A 24,252-nucleotide genomic window follows, 5' to 3' on the forward strand; every position below is an offset into this window, starting at 1 on the left:
TGTGCATTATAAGGGGCTTCAAGAGAGGTTCTTATGACTAAAGCTATTCTGTCCTTGTTGGTGATCTTGTCTTCTTCAGTGTCTTTTGCGGCTCCAAGCTGCCTGCTTGAAACCACAAACACCCTGCGCGCCGAAGAGCTGGTTTTGGAAGTAAAAGAAAACACGGATCTGGCGGCTTATGTATTGCGCACTCAAGAAAGCGGCTTCAATGTGTCCGTGGTTTTGGTGGATGGCCGCTATATCGGTACAATCTCAAAGGGTGACAGCTCTGCAAGCACGATTGTAGAAGGGAGTCTGGACCTTTCTTTGAAAAAAGGCAGTGACCGTCTGTCTGTGTCCTGCCCGGCTAACTAATTGTTCTGGATTGTCATCAGCAAGACGGCCTGTTTGATCTTTTTGATCGAGGCGTTCTTGTCTGGTGTTGCAGTGGCGTCGCGGATTTCCCAGCGGCGCCCCTGATAAAGGTAATACAGATAGTCCTGCAGGTTTTCCTCCACAATGGATGGGTGCTGCCAGGATACGTTTCTGAGGTCTTTTAACAGATCCGCACTGAAGGCCAGGGTTGCAATGGCCGCTGACTTTGGATCTTTCAAATCACTTTTTTCCATTTTGTATTTTTCAATGATGACCTGCGGGATGCGTTTGATCTGTGTCGGACCACGGCTGTTTTCATCCGTATCCAGACCGTTTCCTTTAAGCAGGGCAATGGCCACCGGGGCCAGTTCCTTCAAACGGTACTTCCAGTTTTTTCCAAAATTGGTTTCTGGTGACATCACTCCGAAGGCAAATTCCGCCAGCATATTGTATTCGTCATCTTCAATGCTTAGCAAATTCATCAGCGTGGCTTTTTCGTCTTGCAGGGCCTGGGCATAGCTTTGAGCAAAGCTGTCTTTCAGATCCACTTTAATTTGAACTGTTTTAAACGCGCGGTTCATCGGGCTGTAGTTATAGGCCATGCGGTTGCGGAAGACCTTGGCTGCCCCAAATGTCAGACGGTGATTGCGAATGCGGAAGTGATGGTCTGCTGTTTCAGGCAGTACATACACCACCATGTCGCCGGAAAGCGAGGCATTGGTTTTAAAGGCTGCGCGGATCTGCAGGTCGCGTTCTGCCTGCAGGAAGACGAATCCGTCCTGTTGGGAGCTGAAGTTGTAGATGCCAGCGCCACCCGAGTTTAGCTCATCCCCAGGGTAGGTCTCGATGATATTGCGGGACAATTCCTGCCCGTCGGCGCGGAAGAACTGGATGAGTTTTTCTTTCTTGTTCACAACTGCAAATGGAGCATCGCCATATTCAGCGTGGAAGAAACGAATCACTTCCAGATTGTCCTTGCGGTTGATGTCGTGTCTTTTGCCGATGTAAGTTCGGAAGTCCTCGTTGGCATAGGATTTCAAAGGAACTGCGTGGGCAACTCCCAAACGCAGTTTCTGGTCCGGCAAGCGTAAAGCGGGAAGTTCAGCTAGGGTCTGTTGATTCAGCAGTATTTTTGCACCGGCAGCGCGAACTGCCTGTTTGTTCCTCAGTGTCAGCCAGAAGTCTTCGCGCAGTTTTTTTTGCAGGGAGGCCTCGGTGATGTTGGCGCAGTCTTTTCCAAGGGAGCGTAGGGACACAGTATATTCTGCCACGGTCAGGTGACGGCGTTTGTCCAGGGCTCCTGCCAGTTGCGCCAATTGGCGAGTCAGGGACAGGTTGTCCTGGGTGGGCCAGTTCTGGCTTAGCCACAAGGCTTCGACTTCGGCCGTATTCAAATGGATTTCTCCCATATGGCGGGCCAATGCGGCAACCAATGCAACATAAGAGTTCGGCAGACGCAGATTTGATTTCCAGTAGTCGGCTTTTTTGATGATTTGCAGGAAAGCCTCATAGGATTCTAACTGAGCAAAGCGAGTGTATTCGGCTTTGAAGCTTTCGGTTTGTTCTTTGGTTAAGCGCAAAGAGAGGGTGTGGGCATAGGCTTCCACGGTGTTCAGGTTCTCAAGGCTCAAGCGCTGGGCCAGTTTCAGGAAGGATCGCTGATAGAGCATGCCGGTCAGCTGGGGATGCAGAATCTCTTCATCCTGAATGTCTCGAATTGAGACAAATGGTTTTGCGCAAACGTCGGTGGCCGCCCCGGCGATAGCAGGGGAAAGCACGAGCAGACTGAATAGGAATCCAAAATAGCGACGCATGGCCACTTACAGAGCAAAACGATGGCCATGCTGAGTTGAAAGCAGGGGCTTTTTAACAGAGTTTTCGGTGTTTAAGGACTTAACAGGAGCCTTTGCGGGGCTCCTGCGCGGCTATTTGCGGCAGACTTTGGCTTTCGGATTCACTTCGCAGACGGCCTCTTTCAAGGCCTGATTCTGCTGTTCCAATGACTGAACCTTGTGAACCAGAACGGCGTTGTTTTCTTTGAGTGAGGCAATCTCACGATCCTGCTTTTTGTTTTCAGAAATCACGATCTGATAAAGTTCTTTGATGGAATTGATCAGTGGTGCCACCAGTTTTTGGTAGGCCACGGATTTGGATCCATCTTTGTCGGTACGAACGGCTTCAGGGAATACCTTTTCCACTTCCTGCGCGATCAAACCAATTTGTTTTTCTTTGTTTTCCGGATTTTTCCAGTAGTAGCTGTAGCCGTTTAGACCGAGCACCTTATTCAAACTGTCTGGCAGGATTTGGATGTCGGTTTTCAGACGGGCATCAGACGCTTCCGTCAAATTCCCGGCGATCCACATGTTCCCCGCGGTATCAAGATAGAATTTCTGGGAACACACTCCACCTGGACAGTAATAGAACTGCGCGATGTTTGCGGCATTATTGGTCTGGTGAATCGTGAAGCCACGTTTCGTCGCGTGGTTATTATTTACATTCAGCGCTGAATCTGCGCGGGAAAGCAGCTCCAGATAAGAAGATCCGTCGTGGATATAGCCCGTACCACTGACATGCAATGGATAGCCTGGATTGTTGGTGCCGATGCCCACATTTCCGTTGTTCGCAATACGCATGCGTTCGGACACGGTGACGGCGCTTGCCGCAGTTACGGTTTGCACGTCGGAACTGTAGAAGCGAATACCGTCAGTACCACCGACATTGATCGCCGCGCGAGCCAAACCAGCTGAGCTCGAAGAAGAGAGGAAGCTTCCGGGGGATCCAGCAGGATAGACACCATAACCAATTGATGGGGCACCACTGGAGTATTCCGTACCGATGTTGGTTATGTTGCCATTAGAGTAGTTGTCAACGAGCAGTAAACTGCTGGAAACGGAGGAGGCAGTACCAGCACGAATGGCGCCGCCGGAAAGATCCAGTTTCTGCGCGGGATTGGTCACACCAATACCGATGTTACCAACGTTGTTGATGCGCATGCGTTCCGTGCGCGTGCTTCCTGTGGCAAAGATGATAGTGCTGTTTCCAACAGACATTCCCATGCCGTTGGCAGGGATACCGTTGACAGTAGCTCCGGAGAAGTTCACACCGAGCCACAGACCACCGAAGCTTGAGTTCAAAAGATCCAGCGAAGTTACAGAAGAACCGCTGACGGCAATTCCGTTTGTGGCGTCAGAGTTGTTGCCCACATGAAGCTTGTAGCTTGGGCTGGTCTGTCCAATGCCCACATTCCCATTGGAATGAAGACGCATTCGTTCAGAGCGGGAAGCTGCGCCGTTGATGGTGGTTTCAAAAGTCATTGTTGAGCCGCGAGTCGAGGTCGTGTGATTCTGACCTGCACTGACTTCGATGGCGGAGTTCGTTGTGCCTGTGCTGGTGCCGTCGTGAGCGCGGAAGTAGAATCCACCCAGAGTATCGCCGGAAGTAACTGCCGAATTGGAAGCCAGAGTACCGCGAGTACGAGTCATCATTAAAGCTGCACCATCATACTGATTGTTGGATGAATGCCACAGGCGTGCCTGGAAGGCATCGGCGCTTTGAACATCAAGGCTGTAGCTTGGAGACGTGGTCCCGATACCGACAGCACCACCATTGGAAATAGTCATGCGCGGGGAGCCGTTAGTTTCAAAGTTCAATTCATAGTTGTCGTTTGTACCCAAAGTCGCCGCAGCGCCAAAGCTGTTGCCGCCATTTGAGAATAGAGACGTGGCCGAATAGCTTGTGCAACCCATCACGCCCGAAGCATTGAATGTAATTGTCTGGCCGACAGCACAGGTAAATGGAATCACCGCAGATCCCGTGCCATTGGAGACCAGCAGACGATCAGCAGTCAGTGATGTTGCTCCCGTACCACCTTTAGTGACAGGAACCGCAGAAGGGAAGTTCGCCGGATCCGCACTGATCGTACCTGAAGAAACCGCGATACCAGAACCCACTTGAACAACCCCACGAGCACCGGTTGTTGCCGGATCCACAGAGATGACAGGTGTCGTTGTGCCCGTTGCAACTTGAACCGGAGCCGTGCCCGTGACACTGGTCACAGTACCCACAGTCGGAGTAGCCCATCTCAAACCCGAAGCTTGAGCCGAGTCCGCCATCAGCACCTGACCGTTCGTCCCTGCAGGCAGGCGAACGTCGTTGGTGCCGTCATTGGCAAGAACATCCCCTTTGGTTGTTAGCGGGGAAAGACCATTGAAGGCCGCAATCGCTGTTGTTGCTCCGGTACCACCATTTGCAATTGGCAAAGTGCCAGTCACATCAGAAGCCAGATTGATCGCCGCACCACTGGATGCCGCCGTCAAACGGCCTTGAGCATCCACAGTGATCGAAGCGCGAGTGTAAGAACCCGCTGTTACAGCTGTATTAGCCAAAGCAATCGTGCCTGTGGAAGTGATCGGACCACCAGTAAGACCTGTGCCAGTTGCGATGTTGGTTACAGTACCACCGGAAGAAGTGTCAGTGTCAGTACCGCACTCCCAACGATTGTTCGCTGCAATCCATTTCAGAACCTGGCCATCCGTACAAGCCGTGTTGTTCGGACGATAGACAAAGTATTTACCAGCACCATTGCCGACGTCACCCACATCCAAAGTCACAGCGCCCGTGCGACCAGCAACTGTTGTTACAGGGAAAGCGATGGCCGCATTCGAAGCGGCTGTCAGACGACCTTGGGCATCGACAGTGAAAGTGCCCACCGCTGTGGTGGAACCATAAACTGCCGGAGTCACCGTCGTGTTTGCCAGGGAAATTGTACCTGTACTTGTGATCGGACCACCTGACAAACCAGTGCCGGTTGCGATGTTAGTCACTGTACCGCCAGAAGACGTGTCAGTATCCGTATCGTTGGCACATTCCCAACGACTGTTAGCAGCAACCCATTTCAACACCTGACCGTCAGTACAAGCGGTGTTGTTCGGACGATAAGTCAGATATTTGCCAGCGCCGCTGGTGATATCGGCGGCATCTAATACCACAGCACCGGTTCTGCCAGCCACGGTCGTGACTGGGAAGGCAATCGCCGCATTTGAAGCCGCGGTCAGACGCCCTTGAGCATCCACGGTGAAGGTGCCCACGGAAGTAGTGGAGCCATAAGCTGCCGGAGTCACCGCTGTGTTTGCCAAAGAAATAGTTCCAGTGGAAGTGATCGGACCACCAGACAAACCGGTGCCTGTCGCAATATTCGTAACAGTCCCGCCAGAGTTGGCGTCATTGTCCGCTGCCGGAGCCCACTTGGTGCCGTCGTACTTCAGCACCTGACCAGCAACCAGACCCGTGGTATCAACAGTCACACCTTTGATTTTATTGACTGAAGAAGCACCGATCGTGCCTCCAACGTCTCCCGCCAGGGATACGTTGATTGGCTGACAGTTAAAGCCGCCTACGGCATTCCAGTACATCGTTTCATGCGCCGCACAGCCGGCATTGGCGACAGCCGCGCTGAACTCCGCATCTGTCATATAAGAACTTAATGTCGCCGACAGACCCGTGACATCGCTTTGTGCAATGGCCGAAGGCGTCCACGCCGTGCCATTGAATTTCAGGAAGTTTCCATTGGCAGGAGCTGCATTGGAAACAGCCGTGCCCTGAAGTTTTGCGACAGAAGGATTCGGATAAGTTCCATCCAGATCGCCCGCCGCTGCGCCCGTCGGAACACGAGCATCACTGAAGCGGGCATCATTTCCGGCAGCCACTGTGCCAGCGGAAGTCCCCACATTCAAGGTCAGCGCCGGGGTGGAAGTGCCGTTAACAATCGTAATATAAGAATTGGAAGAAGTGACATCCGTCACTGTACCGCCATTGGCGCCGCTAATCCCGGCACACGTGAGCGCAGTTCCATTCCAGGTCAGGAAGGTTCCACCAGCACACGTCGGCAGGCCGGCTTTCAGAAGGAAGTCATCGACAATCTTATCGCCCAGGGATTCCGCCGAAAGAGCATAGGCAGAAAAAGGAACCGAACGGATTTCATTGGACGGAGAAATGACCTTCCAGCCATTGCCGTCATGGAATTGAACTTTCAAAAGTCTCGTATCGCCCGAGGCCGCAGTATAAGTGGAACCACCTGAACAGTTGTGCGCCAAAGAGTTCTTGAAAGAATCTAACATTTTAAAGGTTGGAGAAGCCGGGAACAATTTTGTGCCTGAACCAATCGGAACATCAAATACACCTTTGGAGTTCAGCATATTCACATCATCGACTTGTTCGCGGTAGATAACACAAGTTCCGGTGGGGTTTGTGATTTCAAACAGGAAGCTGACGTGAGCGTACTCCAGTGCGGTCCCATCGGATTTGATAATCCTTCCCTGATAGGTCAAGGAATTAGGGGAGGCATGGCTGAAGGCAGCCATAAAAAGGAGTACTAAGAAAGAGCTCAGCGACGTTCCGTTTCTCATGTACTTCTTATCGGTTTTTTGACCAAAAAACCCAGTTTTTTACAATGACGATTCGTTAATATGCGAGAAGTTCTACCAAGAGGTTCCGCGAGCGTTTCAGAGTGAAACAGTCCGGCCAAAATTTGCAGGGCGTTAGTCGGGAGAAGGTGAGTTTTCTGTTAAAAAGTAAAAAAGCACAATGGATGTTTGACCATTCTCATCATGTTCGATAGGTCCTACCTATGACCACAATTACGAAGAATTTGACCAGCACTCCGAAAGCCCTTCCACCCTCTGATCAACTTGGATTCGGGCAGCACTTTTCTGACCACATGTTTGTGGCTAAATACACTGAAGGCAAGGGCTGGTCTGAAGCCAGCGTCGTTCCTTACGGACCGCTTTCTTTGGATCCCGGGGCTTCTGTGTTCCATTATGGCCAGGCTTTGTTTGAAGGCATGAAGGCCTTCCGCAAGGCAGACGGTGAAGTGGTTTTCTTCCGTCCTGAGTTCAATTATCACCGCTTGGCCGAAGGGGCGGCTCGTTTGTGCCTGGAAGCTCCGCCAATGGATCTTTTCATGGAGGGTCTGCACCAGGTGGTGGCTGCCGATGAGCGCTGGATCCCGAAAGGGCCGAACACGTCTTTGTATATCCGTCCGACCCTGATTGGGTCTGAGCCGTTCCTGGGGGTTCGTCCTTCCCGTGAAACGTTGTTCTTTATTCTCTTGTCTCCGGTGGGTTCTTATTATTCTGAAGGAACAAAACCAATCAAGATTTGGACCGAGGAAAAGTACCTCCGTGCAGCTCCAGGGGGCCTGGGCGCGGTGAAGGCCGGGGCTAACTATGCTTCCAGTCTGAAGGCCGCCTTGGAAGCCAAGAAAAAGGGCTATGCTCAAGTGTTGTGGCTTGATGTCGAACACCAGGGCATTGAAGAAGTTGGCACCATGAATGTGTTTTTCGTCTTTGATAATGAAATCGTTACTCCGGCATTGAATGGCAGTATTCTGTCCGGTGGTACCCGCGATGCGATTCTGCAGTTGTTGCGCTCTAAAAATCTGCCAGTGGTTGAAAGACGCATCACCATCAAGGAAGTTGTGGACCGCCTGGCAAAAGGTGAGTTGAAAGAAGCTTTCGGTACCGGTACGGCCGCAGTTATTTCCCCAGTGGGTGTTTTGCACTATCAGGGTAAAGACTGGACAATCAATAACAACGAAAATGGACCTCTGAGCACGCAGCTTTACTCTGAGATCACGGCGATCCAGCGTGGCGCTCAAAAGGATGCCTTGAACTGGCTTGTTCCTTTGAAGAAATAGTTTTTCAGGGATTTTGTCTTAAGAAATTCGTTCGCCAAAAAAAGTGCTAGCGAGGAATCGTCAGTGATAACTCGCTAGCTAAGGGGAATGAAACCAATCCTTGTATGTATTTGTTCCTTCCATATGCACACCTCTGATTCCTCAGGTGACTCATGACCTTTGGCAGCTGGCTGGCATGGCTTGCGCCGACACCCCTTTAGCTTTGCGTCCCGCCGTTTCCGACGGTTTGCCTTGAGGCAAAGGAAGGATCTATATCCTAACGAGTATAACCCTAGGAACCTCCTTATGAGTTATTCATCAGATCCAACCAGTCCATTCTTCTTTTCAGAGGCATGAACCCAACCTCTTTGTAGTAATCCTGGTGACGCATCTTCACTTCAGTTCGTCATCGTGATGGTCATGTGCTCTCATCCGTGTCCTCCTTCGCTTGGCCCTACTAGCGTTCACTTACCCGAGGTAAGTCTCCCGAGCCTGTGGTTTCAACAAAATCAGGATAGCTCGACCAAAGTTTGATTTTCAAGAGCACCACGTTCGATTCTCAATTTACGTCATATTTGCGTATCAGCGTGGGAAAACAGACGGGGATTTGTTCAGACTTGAAACAGAAAAAGCCCCTCATCGAGGGGCTTTTTTGAGATTGGAAATTGGAAAATTTGAAATTGGAGACGGAAAATTAATTATACCGGCAGCAATTCGCGAATTTCGTCGGCGATTTTCATGAAGGCTTGCGCTTCGGCGCCGTTGCTGTTGGCTTCAACGATTGGAATTCCGGCTTCGCACGCCAGACCCACAGACGGGTTGAAAGGAATCTCACCCAGTTTGTTGATGCCTTTGGATTGGGCGTAGGAATCGATTTCGCCCTTCGGGAACAACTGCATTTTTTCGCCGTTGGCCGGGTTGATCATATAGGCCATGTTTTCAACCATGCCCAACAAAGGCACGTTCACGCGGGCAAACATGTCGACGGCTTTTTTCACGTCCACCAATGCCACGTTTTGCGGAGTGGAAACCATCACGGCACCAGACACCGGAACTTTCTGGGCCAGGGTCAGCTGGATGTCGCCTGTGCCCGGAGGCAGGTCCACAACCAGATAGTCCAACTCGCCCCAGTTTACGTCGCGCAGGAATTGATCCATCGCTTTGAACAACATAGGTCCACGCCAAACCACGGCCGCGCCTTCCTCGACCAGGAAGCCGATGCTCATCAGTTTGATGCCGTAGCGGACCACCGGCTCCAGTTGATTGGTGTCCGGGTTGATCTGAGGTTTTTGTGCAAGCGTACCCAACATACGGGGAATGCTGGGGCCATAGATATCCGCATCCAAAAGGCCGACCTTGCCGCCTTTTCGTCCCAAAGCCATGGCAAGATTTGTTGCCACAGTACTTTTACCCACGCCACCTTTGCCTGAACTTACGGCGATAATATGTTTCACTCCGGGAATCGCGGTCTGCTTTTCAAAAGGATTTGGGGCTGCCATGAATGGGACTCCTTGCTAATTTTGTCCACACAACCAATAATAGAACTTGGATGAATAGCCAAGACTTTTTGACATTGAACCTAGTGGGAGCGGGGGCTTTCATTGCCTGGTATCTTCTTTCTCGAGGAGGCAGCCGTCGGCCGACGCAGCTGAACTTGAATGCGAAGGACAGCGCTCCCCCTCTGATGGAGGCAGCTCCCCCTGAAAAGGCGGATCTTGAACCTTTGCGTCGTCAGGCCTCACCCCCTCAGGTGCATCCTGATCTATCTGGCGCAAAAACCAAGTCTCTGAATGTGATGTTTAATTACAACGGCCATAGCTGGGATGCCTATGAGGTTTTAGGTGTTCCGGCCGGAGCGTCGCTGAAGCTGGTCACTGAAGCCTATCAGACTGCAATTCGCCGCAGCGACAAAGAATCCCTGGAGTTTCTGGAAACAGCTTACAAAGCCATTTTGAATAAGTCCGCCTAGGCTTTACTGTCGTCGGTACGGCATATAGCGTGGGGTTGACACGAAATTTCCATCCCATCTGTTTTTCGAGCACCACAGATGCCCCGACGAATTCATCGTGCAGTACGTATTGCCCTCGCCGTGACCTTTGATGCTGGTGAAGGTCTGGCTTGAAGCGATCGCCAGCGGTGCTAAATCAAATCGGGCAGCGGGCCAATAGTGCAACTTTCCACTTGTGGTCAATCCCAGAGCTGAATTGGTGCCGACCTGAATTTCCAGATAAGATTCACTGCCGTTGACCACCGTCGGGGAGGTGACCGTCATGTTGCCGGTGTAATCACCCCAGTAGCCCCAGCATTTTAAAACCTGTCCGCTGGTGATGGCGCAAACTGCGTTGCTCCCCACGCTCAGCTTCGTGAAGTTTTCTGTTGAGTCGACGGTGTACGGAACACTGGTATTTGTGGTGGTGCCATTTCCAACCTTCCCCTGGCTGTTGGCTCCCCAGCATTTCAGCTTATCCGCTGAAGTTAATCCGCAGATATGCGCATAAGAGACTGCAATAGATTTATAAAGCGTCCCACTATCCAGAACCGTCGGCGTAGCGCGCGAGACCCCGCCCAGATGACCTTTGCCGTCGTCATAGCCGTAGCACTTGATTTGATCGCCGGTCGTGATGGCGCAGGCCAAACTGCTGGCAACAGCCAAAGAGTCCGTTTTGTAAGTGGTGCCCCCATCCACCATGGTTGGGGTTCTATTCGGGCAGTTCGATTCTGCTCCCCAGGCATACAGCTTTCCAGCAGTGGAAAGGCCGTAGCCGCAATAGAAAGTTTCCCGAGCGGTCATGGCGAAGCTTACGGAAGGAGCCACCACCGACATGTATTGAACGGAAGAATCCATGGATTCATTCCCCACGGCACCGAAGCCATTGGCACCAGCGCACATCATGCGTCCACTGCCATTGATGACACAACTGCCGTTGTTGGAAGGCGAGGCCTTTCCACCTGTAAAGTCGGAGCCATTATCCACAACGGCCGGTGTGGAAACGGTGTATCCAGAGCCCGCATAGGCTCCTACGCACACGGCCTGGCCATTGCTTTTGATGGCACAGGCGCCGGACGAGCCCACTCCATAGTGGGTTATCGTGGTATTTGGATCCAGAGGAACCATGTCAAAGATCGGCAGAGGTTCGAACCAGTTGTTGGAATTGTCACCCATGCAGACGATTTGTCCATCAGTGGAAATTCCGCAAGCGCCGTAGGATGCTGCGGAAATTTGTGTGTATTTGATGCCATCATTGACCAGGGTGGGCGTGGTCAGAATAGTGACTTGTTCCGAGCTGACAGTGCCTCGCACTTCACCCCAGCATTTCAAATCATTGGCGGCCGTGATCGCACAGCGATAGCCACTTTCATCCGAGACCGCAAGATAGTCAGTGGCGGCATCGATGGTGGTGGGGCTGACGACTGGATTGGTCCCAGTCAATGCGCCGACAACCGAGTTGCCGTTCCAGCCCCAGCACTTCAGTTTCTGCCCCGTAGTCACACCGCAAATGGTAGAACCGCCGGCGATGGACAGATAACTTGTGCCCGAATCCACAACTGTTGGTGAAAGCACATTGCTGGTGCTGCCTGGAATGATTTGCTGTTGACTGTTTCCACCCCAGCATTTCAGCACTTGAGCATCCGTGATGCCGCACACGGTGGATGATTTTCGGTGAATACTTGTGTAGGTGACGGCTCCATCAATCGGGACCGGGATGCTCCGGTCGATTGTCGTACCGTCTCCGACGCTGCCGGAATTGTTGCGGCCCCAGCATTTGACTTTACCCAGCTCGGTCAAGGCACAGGCACCCATAGACCCAGCAGATACTTTGACATAGTTTTCGCCGCTGTCGACGTCAACCGGACTGGTCTGTTCTGTCGTGTTGCCATTACCCAGCTGTCCATAATAGTTATAGCCCCAGCATTTGAGTTTTTTTGCTGTAGTGATGGCGCAGAAGTATTGGTCAGTGATGGAAACATCCAGAACCGTGAAACCAGCAAGAGGCTCCACCTGGGTGCTGACGCGGTTTTTGTGGCCGACGCCAAGCTGACCGTTGTAGTTGTCACCCCAGCAGAACATTCGTCCGTCAGAATAAATGGCACATTGGTTGTAACGGGCAGAAACGATCTTGGTCACGGTCTTAAAGACAGCATCGTCGTCCTTGATCAGATGATAGACCAAGCTTGTGGTTCCGATGCGGACCGCCGCTTGGTCAGTGTGACTGATGAAGATTCTGAGATTGCGATCATTTTCGGCCAGACCGTTGTCGAAAGTGTCATAAGAAAGAGATGCAGACAGGGAGCCTGCCGGGATCGTGACGAATCCGGGGGCAAGATTGTGGTCGACCATATAGATCTGATCGCCAAAATAATTATAGTAAACTTTCACATCGTAAGTTTTGGTGCCAGACAGTGTAAAGGTCACTGTGTTGTTGGTGGATCCTTCGGTAATGGAAATATTTTTCGAGGTGATCGAAGCCACAACCTCAGAATCTTTTGTCCAGCTGACATTGGTCGCAGAGGCAAAATCCTGCCAAAGTCCGTTCACACCACTTTTTCCGATGGCACAGATGGTGACATTGCCGTTTGAAATGGCGGATATATCCAGCGTGCGGCTGGCTGGTGCAGCAGCTTCGGCGGTATAGCCGGTGGAGGATGAACAATCCACAGAAGTCCCGAATTTATAACGGAAAGCACTGACATTGGTCCCACCGAAATTCAGAGTCACCGAGGTCATTACACTGATGCCCGAAGGCGCGCCTGTGATCTGAATAGTGGGGGGTGCGGTGGACAAAGTGTAGTTCGTGGTTTTGGTTTCCTGAATGGTCGCATTATGCATTAAATGCGCTGTGAATGTGATGGCGGCTCCGTCGGCTCCGGGAACACTGAAGGTCGAAGACCACACGCCACCAGTACAGGTGGTTGAAGCCGTGATTGGACTTGTGATGCTGATGGTGGCTCCTTCAACATTACAGGTTCCACTGAACTGTGTGTTGGGTCCAATAGTGGTTCCACTGGCCGGCGATTGAATTGAAAGTGTGCGGGTGATGGTGAAGGTCTTGCTGTCACTCGCCAGATTGACAGTACTGTCTTTGAGTGTTGCCGTGATATTCAAAGGTGAATTGTTGGCCAGCGCGGAAGTATCGAGGGTGTAGTACCACTCTTGATCCACAGTGCAGGTAGTGGTCGCGCTGAGGGTTCCACTGATTTGAACTTGCTTGTTCGGGACAGAGCAATAGCCCCCCAGCTCCATCGAGTTGCCGATTTTGTCGGTAGTGGCAGGATAGTCGATGAATATTTCGGGAACTTCCAAAGTCACCGTCGCATCAGAGCAAAAAGTTTCGCTGTTAAATGGATCTCGGAATTTGACATAGAGCTCTTTTGGACCCGAGGTGGCGTCAGAAAAAGTCCAAGTTGTGTTAGCGGCAAAAGCCGCCCAGCTTCCACCATTGGCACAGGTGGGGTCTTCAGTCAGATAGGTTTGGCTCATTGAGGCCGGGGCATTGAAGGCCACACTGACAGTTGCACTGACTGCGATCGGATCACCGCCGTTGAGGGTCATGACAGGTGGTGTGGCCGGAGCAGCGCTGGTTGTTTCCCAACGAAGATCAAATCCCGAATCAGTGACGCTGCCGTCGGATTCAAATTCAACGCGAACATTGTTGGACGTTGTATTTACAAGCACCGTTTCAGATGTCCCGGATTCATTGAAGACCTCGGTGCCGTTGTCGTATATTCTTACAAAGTCATATCCGCTTTCTGTATCCAACAGATCGATATAAAAAGTGGTGGGTCCTGTCAGTGTCAGATCCAGAGTACAGAGCTCGTCATTTTGATATCCCGATAGCAATCCACCCGAGTCCACAATACGCCCGCGGGCAAGATTGGAAGTCGTATCAGTGCACATGGTATGAGTGGTGTAGGTTGGCCATTGAATGGAGTCATGGTAACAAGGGGATTCGTCCAGTGCAGCCGTTCGGAATTTGACGCTGACATAGGCCGTGCCGCCTTGAGCGCCTGCATCCAGATTCCAATCCTCAATAAAAGTTGCTGTGCTTATCCAAGTCGGAGCACCCGTACAGGTTTGATTGTTGAACAGGGCCATTTCTGGCAGCGAAGACGGGGCCAGGATGTTCAGATCCTCTATGCCGTTCAATGTTGTGGATTTTATCAGACTGCCAATAAAGATGCGGGGCGATCCCACGTAAACCTGAACTTGCAGCGGAGTTGAAAGGTTTTGGGCCTTGTCGGCGGCTTGAAGGTAAAGGTAACGAATGCCTGGTGTGGTGAGGGTTGTATTATTGGTTCCCGCAAAAGCTTCCGTGATAAACACGAAAGCCGGGGAACTGCTGTCAAGATAGCGGAATTGGCAAAGGTCGGCGGGGTCCAGGCAGCTCCATGTCACGGGCTGGGGGTCTGCCGGAATTAGCAGATTGTTGAGGTTGCTGAGCTGGGGAAGAACCGTATCTTTTAGAATTTGAGCGGTCGCGATCCGGGTTTCACCGGAGGAGAGGACTTCGACTGCCTCGAGGGTTAGAGTGTCTGAGTCTGGCAGTGCGGAAAAATCATAGGTCCAGGACCACTTGTTGCTGACGCAGGTCGCGGTCCCCCGAAGGCTGGATTCAATTTTGATCTGCACCGAGCCTTCGTCGTTTGCACAGGAACCGGAAATGATTCTGTTTGAGAAATTGCTGGCGTTGACAATGATATAGGGATCTTTATCAGAAATTCTGAGTTCGGCCAGAGAAGGCTTTGAAGACAATAGATCCTGAAGTTTTGCCGAGATGTTACAACCGGTCAAAAAAAGAGGCAGCAATAACAATGAAATGCCAATTGATCCAAGACGTTCCGAGTAGTTCATAAACTATTGATCGGAATAACTACTCACATTGTTTAGAGATCCTTAATTTTTATCAATTTGAAACAAAGTGAACCTGATCTTCGGCGATTTTTTCGCCGTTCAACCATACTGTATAGAAAATCGGGCAGGCTTTGGAAAGCATTGCCGCTGTTCCACTGTACTGGTGGGTAGAGCGCTTGGCCGCTTCAACAACCTGAGTGGCTTCAACAGCAGAGCCCTTCACTTGATAACTTAAATCAATGCGCGAAAAGATCTTTGGGTGTTTGTCAGTCAGGGGGGCTTTGGCTTCCAGCTCGAAAGACTCATACTGAACCTGAAACTTGGCCATCAGATCAATCACGTCAGTGCCCGTGCAGCAGCACAGAGCGGCCAGCAACATTTCTTTCGGAGTCGGGCCTTGCGGAGTTTGATCGGGAGCTGTGACGTCGATGTCACCTTCCATGCCACGAACGTTGAATTTAAAGTGGTGACCGTCAATTCGTTTAACCTGTGCGCGCATGAACCCATCCTTTGTAAGGTGCAGAAGATGGGTCTGATTTTAGAGCAGGGATTTGCAATGACAAGACTATTTTGAATAGAGGCAGCTAAACCCACGTCCGTTGCGGCTGTGTTCCCAGAGGAATTTTTCGGGTCCATCCTGAATGACGGTGTCTTCCTGCATAAGGCTCAGCGAATTGTCCTTGTCGATATAGATCGTGGTTTCCTGCTTGCGCACATAGTTGTCGCGACTGACAACTTCGCTCAGGATTTTTTGCCCGGGCTTTTGTTGAACCTTGAAGCCTCTATTGATCTGGCAAAAACGCACACTTTCATGAGCCACGCCATTGGATGATGGATACAGGGCAAAGCCGTCACATTCATTGCTGCGCTCGATTTCAAACGGGCAGTTGTCCGTGCCGCTGTTCAGGCGGAACAAGCCTTCAGATGCGGGGGCTGATTCCTGCGCAAACGCAGAACCAGAAACCATCAGTCCCAAAATGAGAATCAAACAAGACCAGTGCATCCACACTCCTTCATTCTTTTATGAAGGAGCAAGCACCGTGCTCGCTCAGGCACGATAAAGGGGCTCGGCAGAGGGCGATTCCCAAAGTGACATGTCGATGTGCCGATAAGCGGCACGGGGCACTTGTCGACGGGGATGAAATCTCTTCAAAAGGGGGCCGGTTTGCAGTCTAAAAAATTCACGAATGAGGGCCAACCATCAATGGGTGCGAGTTTATGAACCCTCCCTTGGCGGCCCGGTTGCGAAATCGACCTTTTTCTAATACTTTGGCGCGGATGATAACACCCCGAAATTCAGAAATAACTGGAGGAAACCTGTCGCTGGCTTTGTTCCTTCAGGAGTCCTTGGATGCACGCAAAAGAAAAAATGCGAGGTATTCACTGCGGGCTTTTGCCAGGGACCTGGGAATCTCTCCAGGGCGCCTGTCGGACTTTATTTCGGGACGACGGTCTCCGGGAAAGCGTCTTTGTGAGCGTATGATTGTGGCTTTGAAGATGTCACAATCCGAAGAAGCCAAATTCAAGCATCTGATGTCCAGAAACAAAGATGTGTCCGGTGCTCAGAAGGGCGCCCACGTGCTGCGCGAAGACGAATTTTCGTTGATAGCGGACTGGGAGCACTTTGCCCTTTTGATGTTGCTGGGTACGGTCGGTTTCAAAAGTGATGTGAAGTGGATGGCCGATCGACTTCAGACATCTGAATTGAAAATTCAGAATGCTTTAGAGCGCATGGAGCGCCTGCAGCTGATCCGAATCAAAAAGGGAAAGATCGAACGCATGAAGCGCAAGGTCGCTACAACTCACGATATTCCTTCATCGGTTTTAAGAGAATCTCATCGGCAGATTCTGGAGCATGCTGCTGAATCTTTGCAGAAAGATGATATTGCCTTGCGGGATATCACTTCCATCACGATCCCGGCAGATCCTGCAAAATTGGCCATAGCCAAAGAGCATATAAGGGCATTCCGCAGGAAGATGGCGCGGGTGCTGGGGACTGATAACAAAGCCGAAGTGTATAATCTGAACATTCAACTGGTTCCGGTAACGAGAGTAAAGAAATGAATAAAACAGTGATTTTGTTGATTGTGATTCTTTTCCATTCTGTCTCTTTTGCCGGTTTTGGGACTGACTGGGCCGACCGTGGTAACGGTGGCGATGTTATTGTCTGTCAGAAAGATGGATACACAATGTATGACATCTATGAGGCGGAAAAGCGTTACGGGCTGAAACCTCAATTCCTGACGGTCATCCCGGCGGGAGAGGGTGACACTGTCGAGGAGAAATGGGAGATGACGGTTAAAGTCACCCAGAATCTGATCGATCGCCTGAAGGATATCGACAGAGCCCGTTGGGAAAAGTACTCCCAGTGGCTGCAGACTTTCGAAGAAGAATCCCGCTTTGTCGGGAACGCCGAGCTATTTGATGTTCCGGACACAGGCATTGGGTTTATCCCTCCGGGGTGTGAGCTGAAGCAGCTTGTTATTCAGCGTGACCCCAAATTCCCGCACGATCGCCGTTACATCATTGCGATGGATCACTGGTGGTGGCTGGAACCGCAGGATGCTGCCGCAGCGGTCATGCATGAACTACTATACCGTGAAGTCGCGGCCCTAAGACCCGAGGTCCGAACCTCTGAGGCATTACGCTATTTCAATGCTTTGATTTTATCCAATAAGATTAGCGAGCTTACACCTTCTGAGTACCTCGAATTGATCCGCAGGGTTTTTTAGAGGGCAGAGTTCGGTTTTCAGGCGCATATGTTTCACCACTTTAAGTGTTCCCAAATTTTTCGCGGAAAATGCGGAATATTTAGGAACGGAAGAACGCTTCGGTGTGTTGAAACATGGCGGCACTTGTTCTACAAGTCCCTGCAAATCGAAAGGTGATTTATGAAAAAAGCAGCGTTGTTCCTGATGTGTTCTGTTCTTTGTTCTGCATCTGCAGTTTATGCAGAGTCCATGAGCTGTGTTGTTGCAGTTCTTAATGCAGCCAATCTTGTTTCTGAATCCAGTGATGAAGCTTATCAAGTGGTGCAGATTCCTTTGAACAGCAAAGGTGCTGGCGAAGTTGAGGTCATCCTCAATGGCGAGACCGTGTCTATTGATCTTTACAAAAAAGAATTTGCCGATGTTTACAGCATGACCATGGTTCTTAAGACTCCGGTGGCAGATCGTACACAAGGAACAGAGTTTGTTGCTATGGGGCATGACTATCTTGTGAATGAAGGTCCTGCTCGCAGAGGAGATGGCCCTGACGTTCAGCCCGGTGCAATGACTTATGGCTATTTGAATAGAGACGGCGGTTCTGTTTATTTAACAGCCAAGTTGGTGAAGGTTCTTAAATCTCATAACATGTGGGGTCAGCATCCCTTCACATCCAGCACACTGGCGGCTCAGCATGGGTACAGTGTTGCTCAGGCCGTTGAAACTTTGCTGAATAATAAAGCTCTTACGGCATCTGATACGGTGGCTTTCGCTACAGCATTTAATTGTACAAAAAACAAATAAGCTCTTTGAGACGACATTGGGGACAGTCAGGCTACTGGCACAGCACCTGTCCGATGACGTGGCAGTCGCCGCCGTTTTTGTCGTATTCGCGGCAGGAATAGTTCAGATAGGTCGAACCGACAGAAGCCCTCACCGAGGCGCTGCCAGAGCTTATCGCAACGTTATCTATTTGGCAGCGGCCGTCCTTGACGTTATCAGAGGCCCTTTGCACTGACGCCACATTCAGGCTGACGCCGTTGATGTAAGAAGCCGGCACCCGGCCGTTTTCAAGGTTGCAGGCCGCCCGAACTCCAATGATTCTTTGCCCTGAATCGCAGCGCACGGTACCTCCGCAGCCGGAGTTGTTGCCAGAAACCTGACAGTCAAACGGTTTGGTTTTGACACTGACCCCTTGGCAGGTGGCCTTGGAGGTGGAAAGCACTCCGTCGTTACAGGTGTATTTCGTTTCTTTGCAGACCACAGCCCCGCTGACCATGAATTGCTGCGTCGACTGTCCGTGTTGCAGAAGCTCTGACGGGAATGCGGCCTTCAGATAGCACCCGGAGGCCCGCTTGATGTCGGCGGAAACAGTTTCGTTCGCCAGCAGATAGTTTGGGGAATCGTTCAGACGCACGATTTTTTCTGGCTGGAATTTATAGAACTGATTTTGGGCGATCACGTTTTTGCGGGCCAGGTCGTTATTGTCGGCGCTGCTTCCGAAGTTATAGCCGTTATCCGCATTGCAATAGTTGCGGTTGCCATTGCGGGACGCGACCCACACGGCCGGGTCTTTACCGTCATATTTCTTATAATAGAAAATATTATTGATAATGTGATTGCCGCTGGGGGTCTGATGGCGAACGGTGCCGCCCTCGCCGCAGTTGCGGTAAAGGTAAATGCCTCCGTTATCCAAAGCCGACAGCCTGTTGCCAATGATGCGGTTGTTGGCAGATCCGTCCACAGCGATAAGTTCGCGTTTTGCGGTGTCGGTGTGTATGGAATTGTTCTGAATCAGATTGTGCGCACTTTCTGCATCCAGATAGATCGCCACGCTGTTTGAAGAACCACCAATGTTTGAATTGGTCAGGCGAGTGTAAGTCACCCCCGGAGAAATATATAATGGAATGCGTGAGCTTCCCTGAATTTTCACTCGGTCCAGCGTGATACGAGTCGGGGCGGCAGCCTGGGCGCGCTCGGTGTGACCTTCCGAAACGGAAGAGGCGCGCAAGTCAGCGCCTTCACCATTGGTGTTCATTCCATAGATGCGTACTGATCCCAGAACAGAACAGTTTTTAATGGTCACATCCGAAGGACGTTCCCACGCGCTAGCACCATTTTTCTGAACTTTGCGCGAGAAAACCGCAATCATGTCTTTGCCGGCATTAACACCGGCCTCATTCAAAATGCTGCCATTACAGTCAAAGGTGACGCCCGAAGCCTGAGTGCCGCGGAACTGAAGTCTTTTGGAAATACTTTTTCCCTTGGGCAGCTGGGCGGAGCAATCCACAATCACGGCACTGGATTCAGCCGTGGCAGGCGCCAGAATTTCATTTATTTTGGATTCACTGCAGACGCGTGAATTCAAATTGCTGGGAGTAAAGTTCTGATAAGCAAACAACAGAATTGAGCCAATGCATATCGCTGCCAGCTTGTACAAGTGCGTGAATTTGGGCATTCAGATTCCCCCTGGATGATGCTCTTCGGACGGTTTCAGTTGGGAGAACAGGGGTTTGGCTGTAATCTTGAGAAAAAATTAAGGAGCTTTTTTGACTGTCAACGAGTTGTCCAGACGATAGTGTGCAGCGTGAAGACTCGGGTTTTTTCGCTGTAAAACTTATGAACGTGTACCCATCTGAGACCGGCTGGATTTGGCCTGGGAAGGCCTGGTCCAGATGAAAATCAGAACGCAACTGCACACAACAGCCGCTGACACTTTCGCGTAAATGGGAACATTACCAAAGAACAATGACAGCGACACCAGAGGCACCATTAATCCGGTGGCCATCAGTTTTGCGCGAGTGCGAATCACGCCATGCTTTTGCCATTCTAAAATCAAAGGCCCCATATGAGGTTGGGCCAAGAGCCATTTGTGCCAGCGGATCGAGCTTCGCGCAAAACAGAAAGCGGTCAAAAGCAGAAATGGGGTTGTTGGAAGCAGCGGCAAAAAGATGCCGATAAATCCCAACCCCAGAAAGATCCAGCCTGCAATAAAGTAAGCGGTTCTTCTTGTCTGCTTGATCAGCTTCACAGTTCGACCTCTTTCTTTTTGCTTTCAAGCGGGGAAAGCATCAAATACAACGCCGGAACCACAAACAAGGTCAGCAGTGTTGAAACGATCGTACCACCAATGATCGACAGGCCCATTGGCACACGGGTTTCTGAACCGATGCCGTGGCCGATCACCAGCGGTGTCGCCGCAGCAACGGTCGCCACGGAAGTCATCAGAATCGGGCGCAGACGGATCGGGCAGGCTTTCAGCAGGGCTTCGGAAATGTTCTTTTCCCCGTGATAACGCATTTGATTCGTGAACTCGACCAGCAGGATCGAGTTCTTTTTCGCAATACCCATCAGAACGATCAAACCGATAAAACTGAATAGGTTTAACGATACGTCAAACATCCAAAGCGCAACCAAGGCACCGGTCACGCTGAATGGCAGGGCGACCAGAACTGAAATCGGATGGATGAACGAGTTAAACTGCACCGCCAAAATCAGATAAGCCACCAGTATACCGACCAGCATCGCTGAATAAAGACTCTTGAACGAGTCCGCGAACCCGGCAGAAGCCCCTTCCAGCGCGAAGGAGTAACCCGTCGGCAGAATCTCTTTGGCAATCGCACTGGCACGTTCCAGAACCGCCGCCTGGGACTGGCCCGGCGCCAAGTTTCCGAAGACAGAAATCGCACGCTGACGATTTACACGGCTGATACCCTGAATGGCGGATTGTTCTTCGATCTTCACCAGCTGTGAAAGCGGGATCAGGTTTCCGAAGTTGTTGCGCACGTAAAGTTTTTTGAAATCTTCCGGCTGCTGGATCTGGTCTTCCAGGAATTTAAAGCGGATGTCATAGCGGCGGCCATCGGCTGTGTAACGGCCTTCCCGCAAACCACCGACGCCGGCAGACAGGATGCGGCCGACATCTTCAACCGACACACCACGAGCCGCCATGGCTTTGCGGTCCGGGGTCAGAACAAGTTCCGGAATCCCTTTGCGGAAATCCGAATCCAGATCCACCGCCAGGTTTTCTTTTTCCAGACGGTCCATCAGCTCCTGGGATTTTTCAGACAGCACATTCAAATCCGGTCCACGCAGATTGATTGCCAGGGGATTTTGACGACCGGAAGAAAGATTTCGCGCTGAAATATCACGCATGGAAACACGCATGTCTTTCAGTTTGCGGAATTCGGCGCGCCATTTGTTCATGATCTCAAGGTGACCTTGTTGGCGGTCCGCACGGGCTTTCAGTGCCACCGGCAAGAAGACCTGATTGACGTTGGATCCACCGCCACCGCCGCCGACAGAAACGACAAAGCCTTCCACCGAAGCATCCTGTTTCAGGATGGCTTCAATCTTTTCAGCCTCACGACTGGTTTTTTCCAAGGAAGTGCCCGGAGGCATCTGCGCACTGATGATGATAAAGTCCTGATCCTGCGCTGGCACGAACTCCTGACGGACTTTCGCCACCAGGAACAGGGACACGACGAAGAACACCAAAGACCCGATCACCACCACATATTTGAATCGCAAAGTCCCGTGCAGAACCTTCTGATAGGAGTGAGCGAACTTTTCAAACAATTCATCCAGCCAGTGTTCCAGTTTGGAAACTTTCGGTTCGCTGGACAGCAGGGCCGCGGCACGCATCGGGGTGATGGTGACGGCTTCAAGCAGGGACAAAGATACCGCGGCACTCATGGTCACACCGAACTGGAAGAAGAACTTCCCGATGATACCATCCATGAACACGACCGGTAGGAACACGGCGATAACCGCCAATGTCGCGGCGACCGCAGCGGGCAGAACTTCTTTGGATCCATCCGAGGCGGCTTTGGCCGAAGGTTTTCCCATGCGATAGTGGCGCACGATATTTTCCAGCAACATGATCGCATCATCGACCACGATGGAAATCGACAGTGTCAGGGCCAGCAGGGTGAACAGGTTCAGGGTGAACCCTGAGAAATACAGGATGACGAAGGTTCCCACAATTGAAGTCGGAATCGAGAACAGGATATTGACGGCGGCAGAAATGCTTCCCAGGAACAGGAAACACACCAGGATGGTGATCAAGGCCGCGACCCATAGTTTTTCAATGGTCAGATTTACGGTCGCGTCGGTCGGACGGGTGAAGTCGACGTTGACGCGATAGTTGAAGCCTTTCGGGAAGGTGTCTTTGATGCTGTCAAGTTTTGCACGGACTTCGTTGGCAACGGTGACCTCATTGGTGCCACGCTGCTTACGAACTTGAATGGAAACAGCCTGACGGCCGTCAACGCGGGCGACACGGCGGATGTCTGACAGACCGTCTTCGACGCGGGCAACATCGCGGATAAAGATCTCGCGATCATGGATGCGCTGACCGCCCCGGCGCAGAATCTGAATGTTGGCGACATCGTTGACGTTGGTGGCTTCGCCCAGCCAGCGCACACGCAGTTCGCGTTCGCCTTCGGTGAATTGACCCGCAGCACTTTCAAGGTGCTGTGTGCTGATGGCATCAACCACGTCCGTGAGGGTCAGATATAGTGAAGATAATTTTTTGGTATCAACCCAGATACGCAGGTTGCGCTGACTGAAGCCCCCGATACTGACTTCGCCGACGCCTTCCAGGAAGCGCACTTGATCCAGCAGATAGTTTTCAGTCCAGTTGATCATGTCGCGAAGTTCAGCTTCGCCATAGATGGAAAGGATGATGATCGGGTCTTCTTCAGGATTTTGTTTGCGGATGGTGGCAGGGTCCACACCCGGCGGCCAGCGCATGCGGCTTAAAGCGGTTTGCACTTCCTGCAAAACCACGTCGACATTTCGATTGATATCAAACTCCAGAGTGACAGAGCCTGAACCCTGACGGGCGGAAGAACGCATTTCCTTGATACCCTCGATGGCGAGCAGTCGTTCCTCGATAGGATCCAACAGCTCGGCTTCGACGATTTCAGGAGCGGCTCCTTCATAGTCCACAGAAACACTGACGATAGGGAAGTCCACGTCCGGCAGTTGCGAGATACCCATGCGGTTCATGCAGATGGCACCGAAAACAATTAAGGCAAACATGAGAACCCATGCAAACACCGGGCGTCGAATCGAGAGGTCAATCAGGTTCATAGTGGTCCTTTCGCACAATACATTTTTCCCCAATTGGCGACGGAGTCAATGCGGGGACATTAAGGCATGTCAGTTTAGACGAAATGAAGGAGGGTGAGGTTCACACCCTAGGGTCTTTTTTGTGAAAAAGCGGGGAATTCTAGAAAGCTTTCGCGTTAGCGGGTTCTTTGTAGTCAGGCATCAGTTTGCCGCGATGGCACATGTAGCAGGTGGCTTTGGCGCTCTTCTTACCGTCCATGCCGTTTTCACGAAGCATCTGAGTCAATTTCATATGCTCCTTGCCGACTTTAAAGGCCTTTTTGTCATCTGCTTTGAAGTTTTGAACATTGTGGCAGGCATTGCAGGTCACACCCAGTTCGCGGGAGATCACGATCATCTCTTCGCGGATTTTTTCTTCTTTTGTCACAAATTTGGACACAGACTCGGAGTGAGCCTGTGGAATCAGAAGGACCAGCAAGAAGGGAAGGAAGAACCATTTTCGGATGCGCTGCATAGGAATAGCTTGTCCGAGGACCCGCCCTCAGGCAAGGCAAGACCCTGATTTCTTGACTGGTTCTGGACCCAAGTGTAACGAT

At 51.3% G+C, this 24,252-nt stretch carries 16 protein-coding genes and 1 riboswitch; of the genes, 6 read left to right on the forward strand and 10 right to left on the reverse strand.

Annotated features, from left to right (window positions below; translation table 11 throughout):
- Nucleotides 1–33: 33 nt before the first annotated feature.
- The gene (locus ACNQKP_RS18050) at nt 34–354 is read left to right on the forward strand and encodes a hypothetical protein (RefSeq protein WP_417866651.1); all 321 of its coding nucleotides are present in this window, start codon (nt 34–36) and stop codon (nt 352–354) included.
- On the opposite strand, the gene ACNQKP_RS18055 is transcribed toward ACNQKP_RS18050, so the two are convergent.
- Both ACNQKP_RS18055 and ACNQKP_RS18060 read right to left on the reverse strand, forming a co-directional pair.
- A complete protein-coding gene (locus tag ACNQKP_RS18055) occupies nt 351–2,168 on the reverse strand; it encodes a hypothetical protein (protein ID WP_417866653.1) in 1,818 nt (605 codons plus the stop codon). The genes ACNQKP_RS18050 and ACNQKP_RS18055 overlap by 4 nt on opposite strands.
- 111 nt (nt 2,169–2,279) lie before the next feature.
- On the reverse strand, nt 2,280–6,758 hold the full coding sequence (locus ACNQKP_RS18060) for a tail fiber domain-containing protein (protein WP_417866655.1): 4,479 nt from the start codon (nt 6,756–6,758) through the stop codon (nt 2,280–2,282).
- A gap of 221 nt (nt 6,759–6,979) precedes the next feature.
- On the opposite strand from ACNQKP_RS18060, the gene ACNQKP_RS18065 reads away from it, so the two are divergent.
- A complete protein-coding gene (locus ACNQKP_RS18065; protein WP_417866657.1) occupies nt 6,980–8,047 on the forward strand; it encodes a branched-chain amino acid aminotransferase in 1,068 nt (355 codons plus the stop codon).
- Between the two features lie 158 nt (nt 8,048–8,205).
- Nucleotides 8,206–8,288, reverse strand: a riboswitch (cyclic di-GMP riboswitch).
- 436 nt (nt 8,289–8,724) lie between these two features.
- Here ACNQKP_RS18065 and ACNQKP_RS18070 read toward each other — a convergent pair.
- Nucleotides 8,725–9,525 carry an Mrp/NBP35 family ATP-binding protein gene (locus tag ACNQKP_RS18070; protein ID WP_088565891.1) on the reverse strand — a complete coding sequence of 267 codons (801 nt, stop codon included), beginning with the start codon at nt 9,523–9,525 and terminating at the stop codon, nt 8,725–8,727.
- A gap of 185 nt (nt 9,526–9,710) precedes the next feature.
- Here ACNQKP_RS18070 and ACNQKP_RS18075 point away from each other — a divergent pair, with 185 nt between their 5' ends.
- Nucleotides 9,711–9,995 carry a hypothetical protein gene (locus ACNQKP_RS18075; RefSeq protein WP_417866659.1) on the forward strand — a complete coding sequence of 95 codons (285 nt, stop codon included), beginning with the start codon at nt 9,711–9,713 and terminating at the stop codon, nt 9,993–9,995.
- A 3-nt stretch (nt 9,996–9,998) separates the two neighbouring features.
- On the opposite strand, the gene ACNQKP_RS18080 is transcribed toward ACNQKP_RS18075, so the two are convergent.
- The 3 genes from ACNQKP_RS18080 to ACNQKP_RS18090 form a co-directional block, all read right to left on the reverse strand.
- On the reverse strand, nt 9,999–14,876 hold the full coding sequence (locus ACNQKP_RS18080) for a hypothetical protein (RefSeq protein WP_417866661.1): 4,878 nt from the start codon (nt 14,874–14,876) through the stop codon (nt 9,999–10,001).
- Between the two features lie 52 nt (nt 14,877–14,928).
- Nucleotides 14,929–15,375: an OsmC family protein gene (locus ACNQKP_RS18085; protein ID WP_417866663.1), complete on the reverse strand. Its 447-nt coding sequence runs from the start codon at nt 15,373–15,375 to the stop codon at nt 14,929–14,931.
- A gap of 66 nt (nt 15,376–15,441) precedes the next feature.
- Nucleotides 15,442–15,879 carry a hypothetical protein gene (locus ACNQKP_RS18090; RefSeq protein WP_417866665.1) on the reverse strand — a complete coding sequence of 146 codons (438 nt, stop codon included), beginning with the start codon at nt 15,877–15,879 and terminating at the stop codon, nt 15,442–15,444.
- A 275-nt stretch (nt 15,880–16,154) separates the two neighbouring features.
- Between ACNQKP_RS18090 and ACNQKP_RS18095 the strand changes: the two genes are divergently transcribed.
- The 3 genes from ACNQKP_RS18095 to ACNQKP_RS18105 all read left to right on the forward strand — a co-directional run bounded on the left by ACNQKP_RS18095 (nt 16,155) and on the right by ACNQKP_RS18105 (nt 18,385).
- Entirely contained in the window at nt 16,155–16,940 is a 786-nt protein-coding gene (locus ACNQKP_RS18095) for a TIGR02147 family protein (RefSeq protein ID WP_417866667.1), read from the forward strand.
- The gene (locus tag ACNQKP_RS18100) at nt 16,937–17,608 is read left to right on the forward strand and encodes a hypothetical protein (RefSeq protein ID WP_417866669.1); all 672 of its coding nucleotides are present in this window, start codon (nt 16,937–16,939) and stop codon (nt 17,606–17,608) included. Before ACNQKP_RS18095 ends, ACNQKP_RS18100 begins: the two co-directional genes overlap by 4 nt.
- A gap of 159 nt (nt 17,609–17,767) precedes the next feature.
- Nucleotides 17,768–18,385 carry a hypothetical protein gene (locus ACNQKP_RS18105; RefSeq protein WP_417866671.1) on the forward strand — a complete coding sequence of 206 codons (618 nt, stop codon included), beginning with the start codon at nt 17,768–17,770 and terminating at the stop codon, nt 18,383–18,385.
- 31 nt (nt 18,386–18,416) lie between these two features.
- Here the strand turns inward: ACNQKP_RS18105 and ACNQKP_RS18110 are convergent, their stop codons facing one another.
- From ACNQKP_RS18110 to ACNQKP_RS18125, 4 genes are all read right to left on the reverse strand, one after another.
- Complete coding sequence (locus tag ACNQKP_RS18110; RefSeq protein WP_417866672.1) at nt 18,417–20,039, reverse strand: right-handed parallel beta-helix repeat-containing protein; 1,623 nt, start codon at nt 20,037–20,039, stop codon at nt 18,417–18,419.
- A gap of 159 nt (nt 20,040–20,198) precedes the next feature.
- A complete protein-coding gene (locus ACNQKP_RS18115) occupies nt 20,199–20,612 on the reverse strand; it encodes a YbaN family protein (RefSeq protein ID WP_417866674.1) in 414 nt (137 codons plus the stop codon).
- Nucleotides 20,609–23,677, reverse strand: a complete 3,069-nt coding sequence (locus tag ACNQKP_RS18120) for an efflux RND transporter permease subunit (RefSeq protein WP_417866676.1) — start codon at nt 23,675–23,677, stop codon at nt 20,609–20,611. Before ACNQKP_RS18120 ends, ACNQKP_RS18115 begins: the two co-directional genes overlap by 4 nt.
- Nucleotides 23,678–23,816: 139 nt before the next feature.
- On the reverse strand, nt 23,817–24,170 hold the full coding sequence (locus ACNQKP_RS18125; protein ID WP_038451098.1) for a photosynthetic reaction center cytochrome c subunit family protein: 354 nt from the start codon (nt 24,168–24,170) through the stop codon (nt 23,817–23,819).
- Between the last annotated feature and the right edge of the window lie 82 nt (nt 24,171–24,252).

Source organism: Bdellovibrio bacteriovorus (assembly GCF_048286975.1).
Lineage (GTDB): Bacteria > Bdellovibrionota > Bdellovibrionia > Bdellovibrionales > Bdellovibrionaceae > Bdellovibrio > Bdellovibrio bacteriovorus_H.